This window comes from Streptomyces sp. MA5143a, from assembly GCF_900290235.1.
Lineage (GTDB): Bacteria > Actinomycetota > Actinomycetes > Streptomycetales > Streptomycetaceae > Streptomyces.
Window position 1 is genome coordinate 97656 of the sequence record NZ_OLMK01000066.1, and the last position, 8224, is coordinate 105879.

Consider the following 8224-nt stretch of genomic DNA (forward strand, 5'->3'; position numbering starts at 1 on the left):
TCGCAGGCCCACCAGGAGGGGTGTCAACTTCGGGTTGACACCCCTCCCCTGTCAACCTACGGTTGACACATGACGACGAACCCGCGAGTCACGGCCTCCGTGCGTCTCGACGACCTCATCGAGGCCATCAAGAAGATCCACCCGGAACCGCTCGACCAGCTCCAGGACGCGGTGATCGCCGCGGACCACCTCGGAGACGTGGCCGACCACCTGATCGGCCACTTCGTGGACCAGGCGCGACGCTCCGGCGCGTCCTGGACCGAGATCGGCAAGAGCATGGGCGTGACCCGGCAGGCGGCGCAGAAGCGGTTCGTGCCGAAGGCCGAGGCCGACCTCGACCCCGAGCAGGGCTTCGCCCGCTACACCCCGCGGGCCCGCAACGCGGTCATGGTCGCGCACGGCGAGGCCAAGGCCGCCGGGAACCCCGAGGGCCTGCCCGCCCACCTCGTCCTCGGCCTCCTCGCCGAGCCGGAGGGGCTCGCGGCCAAGGCGATCGTCGCGCAGGGCGTGTCACCGGAGGCGGTACGGGAGGCGGCCACGGCCGCGCTGCCGCCGGCCGTGGACGAGGTGCCCGAGCTGATCCCGTACGGCTCCGACGCCAAGAAGGTCCTCGAACTCACGTTCCGCGAGGCGCTCCGCCTGGGCCACAACTACGTCGGCACCGAGCACCTCCTCCTCGCGCTCCTGGAGTTCGAGAACGGGGAGGGCGTCCTGAGCGGTCTGGGCATCACGAAGACGGCGACAGAGGAGGACGTGGCGCGGGCGCTGCGGGCGGTGACGGAGGGGCAGGGTTAGGGGCCGTTTCCGGGTGCGACCGGCTGAAAAGCACGGGGCGCAGCCCCGGTCGCTTTTCAGGGGCGCGGGGAACTGCGCGAGAAACCACGTACCACCCGCACCCCGCACGACAACAGTGGCCCCCGAGCTATTGGGCGCCGGTTGTCAGACCCCCCTGCGACACTCACCCCATGACCGACCGGTGGGCTCTCGCTCCGACCGAGGACGGCGGCGTCGAGCTCGCCCCCCTCGGCCCGGACGGGCTGCCCGCCGGACCCGTGACAAGGGAGCCGGACCTCGTGGAGGCCGTGCGGCGGCGGGAGCCGGACGTCGGGCGGTGGGTGTGGCGGGCCACCGCCGAGATCTACCCCCGGCTGCTCGCCGAAGGCGTCCGCGTCGAGCGGTGCTACGACATCGAGGACGCCGAGACCCTGCTCCTCGGGCACGAGGGCCGTCTCGGCGAACCCCGCTCCGCGGCCGCCGCCCTCGCCCGCCTGCGCCGCGCCCCGGTCCCCCCGGACCCGCCGCTCCGCTCCGCGGAACCCGGCGCCCAGCCGTCCCTCTTCGAGCCGCGCCCCGTCCACGTCCCCCTCACCGATCTCATCGAGGTCTACGCGGACCAGCAGCGACGGCACGGCACCACCGCCCACCCGGACCGGATGCGGCTGCTGACCGCCGCCGAGTCGGCCGGGATGCTCGTCGCCGCCGAACTGAACCGCGCCGGAATGCCCTGGCGGGCGGACGTCCACCGCCAGGTCCTGCACGAGATGCTCGGCGAGCGGTACGCGGGCGGCGGCGAGCCGCGCCGGCTGGCCGAGCTGGCCGACGAGGTGTCACAGGCGTTCGGCCGCCGCGTGCGGCCCGATCTGCCGGCCGACGTCGTCAAGGCGTTCGGGCAGGCGGGCATCCGGATCCGCTCCACCCGGCGCTGGGAGATCGAGGCCCTCGACCACCCCGCCGTGAAGCCGCTCCTGGAGTACAAGCGGCTGTACCGCATCTGGGTCGCGCACGGCTGGTCCTGGCTCCAGGACTGGGTGCGGGACGGCCGCTTCCGGCCCGAGTTCCTCGCTCACGGCACCGTCACCGGCCGGTGGGTCACCAACGGCGGGGGCGCGTTGCAGATCCCGAAGGTGATCCGCCGCGCCTGTGTCGCCGACCCCGGCTGGCGCCTCGTCGTCGCCGACGCCGACCAGATGGAGCCCCGCGTCCTCGCCGCGATCTCCCGCGATCCGGGGCTCATGGAGGTCGCCGGACGCGGCACCGACCTCTACCAGGCCGTCTCCGACCGCGCCTTCTCCGGCGACCGCGACCAGGCCAAGCTCGCCGTCCTCGGCGCCGTGTACGGACAGACGTCCGGGGACGGCCTCAAGAACCTCGCCGCGCTGCGCCGCCGCTTCCCCAGGGCCGTCCAGTACGTCGACGACGCGGCCCGAGCCGGCGAGGAGGGCCGGCTGGTGCGGACCTGGCTGGGGCGTACGTGCCCGCCGGCGGCCGGGGCCTCCGACGCGGCGGGCGAGGAGGCGGGCATCCCCCAGGCCGAGATCGCGCCGGACGGCGGCGACCAGGAGCAGACGACCGAGTGGGTGCCCGGGTACGCCTCCACCAACTCCCGCGCCCGCGGCCGCTTCGCCCGAAACTTCGTCGTCCAGGGCAGCGCCGCCGACTGGACCCTGCTGCTCCTCGCCGCGCTGCGCCGCACCCTCGCCGGGATGGCCGCCGAGCTGGTCTTCTTCCAGCACGACGAGGTGATCGTGCACTGCCCGGCCGAGGAGGCGGACGCGGTGGTGGCCGCCATCCGGGAGGCGTCTCAGCTGTCGGGGCGGCTGACGTTCGGGGAGACACCGGTGCGGTTCCCGTTCACGACGGCGGTGGTGGAGTGCTATGCCGACGCGAAGTAGCGGCGGGGCGGAAGGAGCCACCGACCGAAGACGCTTCCCCTCACTGCTCCCGCCGCTCTCACTCCTGCCACTCTGTCACTTGTCACTCTTGTCACTCCTCCCCCAGCAGGCGGCGCAGTTCGCCCGTCACCGTCGACTCCGTGCCGTCGAGTACGGCCAGGGCGCGCCGCCATTCGTCGCGCGCCTCCTCGGTGCGCCCGCCGGCCCGCAGGAGCAGGCCCCGCTGGTGGCGGGCGAGGCCGACGGCGTACTGGTCGGCGCGGCACACGGCGAATTCGAGGAGGAGGGCGCACTCGCGCTCGGCCCGGTCGGCCTGCCCCAGTTCGCGCAGGGCCCGGACCAGACCGAGCCGCGTCTTGGACTCGCCCTGCCAGTCCTCGTCGTCGCCGAGGACCCGCAGGCTCTGCTCGAAGCTGCGGACGGCGGCGGCCGGTTCGCCGAGCCTGAGGTGGACGTAGCCGATGTTGCAGTGCGCGGTGTGCCGTACGACGACGCTGTCGGCGATCTCGCCGAGGGCGAGACTCCGCTCGTGGTGGGCGATGGCGGCCCGCGCGTCGGTGTGTTTGACCAGGTTGCCGAGGTGGCTGAAGGTGACGGCCTCGCCGTACGGGTCGCCGAGCTGCCGGGACAGCTCCAGGCTCTCCCGGAGCGCCTCCTCGCTCTCCTCGTACCGGCCGAGGCTCTCCAGCACGAGCCCCCGGTTGTTGAGGCACCGCCGTACGCACGACACGACGCCGAGCTTCCGCCACAGGGTCAGTCCCTGGTCGTTGAGGTCGAGCGCGTCCGAGGCGCGGCCGGACATGAAGTGCAGCCCGGCCCGGTCGGTCAGCGCGAACGCCTCGGCCTCGTCGTCCCCCAGCGACCGCGCCACATCCAGGGCGTAGCCCCCGAGCACATCCAGCTCGGCGAGCCGGCCGCCCCGGTGGAGGTACGGGAAGAGGTGGCGGACGAGGGCGGGCGCGTACGCCGCCGTCCCGCCGTCACCGCCGGGCTCAAGGGAGCAGCGCTCTACGAGGGCGACGATGTTGGGGAGTTCGCGGTCGCCCCAGGCGAAGGCCTCCTCGGCGGAGGCGAAGGGTTCCGTGGCGGTCGGCGCCGGTTCCGTCGGGGTCGTACGGAGCCGTTCGTCGCGTTCATGACCCGGCGGGAGCAGCACCAGCAGGCTCTCCCGGGCCCGGGCGGCATACCAGCGGAGGGCTTCTGCGGTCTCGCCACCGGCGGTGGACCCGGTCCTCGGGCCGGCCGGGGCTGTCGTCCCGTCGGCCGCACCGGGCTTGGGTGTACCGGTACGGGCCGTACCCGGGCGAGCCGTGCCGGAGCGGGCCGCGCCTGTCCGAGCTGTGTCGGTCCGGGCCGTGTCGGTCCGGGCCGTGTCGGTCCGGGCCGTGTCGGCGAGTTCGCGGGCGAAGTGGCGGACGAGGTCGTGGGGGACGTAGCGGCCGTAGGTCGTCTCCTCCAGCAGGGCGACGTCGACGAGGCGGTCGAGGGCGGCCTCGGCGCGGCGTTCGTCGGTGCCGGCCAGGCGGGCGAGGAGGGGGGCGCCGTAGGCGGGCAGGTCGAGGGCGCCGATGAGGTGGAGGACGTGCGCGGCGTCGCCGTCGGCCTCCCGGTCGGAGGCGCGCAGGGCCTCGTGGGCGACGGCCAGGGAGCGGCGGACGCTCAGGTCGTCGTACTCGAGGTGGTGCAACCGGCTCTCGGTGGCGGCCAGTTGGCCCGCGAGCGCGTCCGGGGTGAGTGCGCGGCGGGCGGCGAGGCGGGCCGCGACGACACGGAGGGCGAGCGGGAGCCGCCCCGTCAGGGCGACGAGGGGGTGCGCGGCGTCGAGCCCGGCCGCGCGTCCGGACGCGGCGCGCAGCAGCGCGGCGCTCTCGTCGTCCGACAGCGGGGTGAGCGGGAAGCGATGGGCGCCGTCCAGCGCGGTGAGCGAAGAACGGCTCGTCACGATCACCGCGCACCCGGCGCCGGCCGGCAGCAGCGGGCGTACCTGCGCGGCGTGCGCGGCGTCGTCCAGCACCATCAGCGTGCGGGTCGGCGCGAGCGTCGAGCGGAGCAACGCGGCGGCCGCGTCCGGGTGTTCCGGGACACGGCGCGGGTCGGTGCCGAGGTCGCGGAGGAGAGCGGCGAGGGCCTGGGCCGACGTCAGGGGCGTCATGCCCGGGGTCGCGCCGCGCAGGTTGACGTACAGCTGGCCGTCCGGGAAGCGGTCGGCCAGTTCATGGGCGAGGTGGAGGGCGAGGGCGCTCTTGCCGACACCGGCCATGCCGCTGATCACGACGGGTTCCGCGGCCGCCGGGCGGCGCGCGGCACGGGAGGGGGCGTGCCCGGGGCCGTGGCCGCCCGGTGGGCGCGGTTCGCGGGCGGCGGGCCGCGTGGTCTCCCGTCCGCCGTGGTCGCGGGCCGGCGTGGTGACGGCGAGCGCGGCGCGCAGCTCGGCCAGGACTCGGCGACGGCCCGTGAAATGGGCGGGTGGAGGCGGAAGTTGAGCCGGGCGTGGGGGCCCGGGGGCGGGCGGGTCGGTGGTCGGCGGCCCCGGGGGTGTGTCCTCGCCCTCCCGGAGGATCTCCAGATGGGCCTCGCGTACGGCGGGGCCGGGGTCCACCCCGAGTTCGTCGCGGAGCCGGTCGCGGAGGTCGCGGTGCACGGCGAGGGCCTCGGCCTGCCGGCCGGTGCGGTGCAGGACGAGCATGAGGAGGCGGTGGAAGGCCTCCCGCAGGGGGTGCTCGGCGACCAGGGCGGCGAGTTCGGGGGCGAGGGCGGTGAGGGCGTGCGCCTCCCCATGGGCGACCGCCGGGCCTCCATGGCCCACGGTGCCGTCGGCGCTGTCGGCGGCGCCGCGCGCGAGGTGGAGTTCGGCGTCGTAGCGGCGTTCGAGGAGGAGCAGTCGGGCCTCCTCCAGGCGCTGGACGAAGGCGTGTGCGCCGAAGTCCCCGGCGGGCAGGCCGCCGAGCGGAGTGCCGCGCCAGAGGTCGAGCGCGACGGTGGCCTCGCGGACGGTACGGGCCCAGTCCTGGGCGGCGTGCGCGGCCCGCGCGGCGGCGGCGCGCGCCTCGAAGACCCGGACGTCCAACTCGCCCTCGTCGACCCGCAGGAGATAGCCCGGCGGTACGGCGCGCAGCCGGTCGGGGTCGTCGAGGAGCCTGCGCAGCCGGGTCACATGGTTCTGGAGGGACGCCTGCGCGGACGGCGGCGGCGACCCGTCCCACAGCACGTCCTTCAACACGTCGACGGACACGACACGGCCGGGTTCGAGGAGCAGCGCGACGAGGAGGGCGCGCACCTTGCCGCTGCCGACGGGGCGTACGGCGCGGGCGTAGCGGTGGCCGGGGCGGGCGTCAGGGGCGCCGTGCGCCCCGACGGGACTGCCATCGTTGTCGGGGCCGGGGTCGGGGCGTGGGTGGGAACCTGAGGCGGGGGTGAGGGCGGTGTCGCCGTCGGGCGTCTCGGAGGCGTCGTACAGCACCGGCGGACCCAGCAGTCCGAACCGCAGCCCGTCCCGCATAGCGTCCGTCCGCTGCCTTCCCGTGCCGTCGTACCGGACCGCGCCCCCCGGCGACTCGCGTCGGCCCGCGCCGACTCTCCCACGGCTTCCGTGCGGTCCCGGTAGGACCGTTGGGCACATGTTAGCGATCCGTTGGCGGGACCTGATGTGATCACTTCATCGGATCCGGCGCCGACGGCGCACGCGGACGACGCGTAGCTCGGGGGAGCGCCGCCGCCGCTGCCGGGTCCGGAAACGCGCGGTGCCCCGGTCGGTGGAGGTGAACGACCGGGGCATTCGTGTGTGTACGCGAGCGTCTGGCGGACGGCCGCCGCCGGCCGGGGCTACAGGATGGGCGGGCGTCCCAGCCGGGTGAGGCGCCAGACGGTGCGCCAGCGCATGGGGCGGCGTTCGCCGCCCGACTCGCGCCAGCCCTCCGTGAACCCGCCGAACCACGCGCGCAGTCCGCCCCCGGAACGGGTCCGCAGCAGGGTGATGAGGACCCACACCCCCAGATGGACGGGGATGAGGAGCAGCGGCAGCCGACGGCGGGCCAGCCAGACGCGATTGCGCGCGTTGACCCGGTAGTAGATGGCGTGCCGGGCCGGCGATGTCTTCGGGTGCTGGAGAAGCAGTTCGGGGGCGTAGAGCACGGTCCACCCGGCGTCGATCGCCCGCCACGCCAGGTCCGTCTCCTCGTGCGCGAAGAAGAACTCGGCGGCCCAGTCGCCCGTTTCGCGGAGCATGGCCATGGAGAGGGCGTGTCCGCCGCCGAGGAAGCCGGTGACCGGACCGCCCCGCAGGGGGTCCTTGGCCCCGACCCTCGGCACGTGCCGCCGCTGGGTCTCGCCGGTCTCGTCGGCGATACGGAAACCGACGATGCCGAGGCGGGGTTCGGCGACGTACAGGTCCCGGACGCGGCGCAGGACGTCGGCGTCGACGAGCAGTCCGTCGTCGTCCAGTTCGACGACGATGTCGACGTCACCGAACGCGCGCAGCCGCTCGATGGCCACGTTGCGGCCTCCGGGGCAGCCGAGGTTCTCGTCCACCTCGATCGGCGTGACCTCGCCGGGGAGGCCGAGGCGCTCGGCGAACTCCGGCAGCGGGCACCCGTTGCCCACGATGACGATGCGTGCGGGCGCCAGGTCCTGCTTGGCCACGGACGCGAGCAGCGCGTCCACCTCGGCGGGCCTGTTCCCCATCGTCACCACGGCGACGGCGACCCGAGGCCCCTCCTCCGCGTCCGTCACGACACCAACCCCATCCCGTCGACCGACCATCCGAGACAGCCGACGAGCCCCCGCGACCGACCGACTGATTACCGCCGGATGCTAGCCGTTCACGCCGACGACTTCTCAGGGACGCCCCAAGTACGCGGTTACCGACGGCGAATGGCGGTGGGTGCCGGGGGTGGGCTGGATGGGGGCTGCGGTGCGCGGGGAATGAGGCGGGTGGCTCCCGACTCCTGCCGGCGCTTGCCGCTACCGCTTCCCGCCGCCGCCCCGCCGCTCCTCCCTCCGGCGTACGAACTTGAGCCCCGACCAGTCGTCGCCGAGGGCGGCGACCTTCACGTCGACGACCCCGAGGGGGAGGAAGAGGTCGCGGAGGGCGTTCTCGGTGATGTCGCTGCTGTGGCCGGCCGCCCTGCGGGGCCAGGCGATCCAGAGCATGGCCGGGTCGGCGAGGTCCGCGACCAGTCCCGGCCCCTCGGCGGCGAGATCGCCGTGCGCCCGGTAGAACGCGACGACGACATCGGCGCCCCGTGGCCCGCCCTCGCCGACGTCGCACCCCTCCGGCAGCCCCGGGATCTCCCATCCGTCCGGCGCGTGCAGCAGCCGCACCCGCTGCCCGGCCCTGACGCCGATCTTCTGGGCGAGCGGCGTACCGGAGTACCCGCCCCCACCCGATCCACCACCCATGCCGGCCCTCCGAGGTAGGAGACACACACCTGTGCCCTTCCGGCATGACAGACCCGCGCCCCCGACACAACCCGGGCGGGCCGGACGGGGGCGACGAGAGCACGTCAGGAGCGGGTGCCGGGCTAGGGCGCGTTGCGAAAGTAGCGTCGTCTGCC

At 74.7% G+C, this 8224-nt stretch carries 5 protein-coding genes; 2 read left to right on the plus strand and 3 right to left on the minus strand.

Going from position 1 to position 8224, the window contains the following annotated elements; all coding sequences use genetic code 11:
• Positions 1-69 precede the first annotated feature (69 nt).
• Together SMA5143A_RS26630 and SMA5143A_RS26635 are read left to right on the plus strand one after the other, a co-directional pair.
• On the plus strand, positions 70-795 hold the full coding sequence (locus tag SMA5143A_RS26630) for a Clp protease N-terminal domain-containing protein (RefSeq protein ID WP_107465369.1): 726 nt from the start codon (positions 70-72) through the stop codon (positions 793-795).
• A 170-nt stretch (positions 796-965) separates the two neighbouring features.
• Entirely contained in the window at positions 966-2672 is a 1707-nt protein-coding gene (locus tag SMA5143A_RS26635) for a bifunctional 3'-5' exonuclease/DNA polymerase (protein WP_107465370.1), read from the plus strand.
• 91 nt (positions 2673-2763) lie between these two features.
• Here the strand turns inward: SMA5143A_RS26635 and SMA5143A_RS26640 are convergent, their stop codons facing one another.
• From SMA5143A_RS26640 to SMA5143A_RS26650, 3 genes are all read right to left on the minus strand, one after another.
• Entirely contained in the window at positions 2764-6171 is a 3408-nt protein-coding gene (locus tag SMA5143A_RS26640) for an AfsR/SARP family transcriptional regulator (RefSeq protein ID WP_107465371.1), read from the minus strand.
• Between the two features lie 323 nt (positions 6172-6494).
• Positions 6495-7430, minus strand: a complete 936-nt coding sequence (locus SMA5143A_RS26645) for a glycosyltransferase family 2 protein (protein WP_107465372.1) — start codon at positions 7428-7430, stop codon at positions 6495-6497.
• A 201-nt stretch (positions 7431-7631) separates the two neighbouring features.
• Positions 7632-8069, minus strand: coding sequence for a DUF3052 family protein (locus tag SMA5143A_RS26650; RefSeq protein ID WP_107465373.1), 438 nt, complete (start codon positions 8067-8069; stop codon positions 7632-7634).
• Positions 8070-8224: the final 155 nt, after the last annotated feature.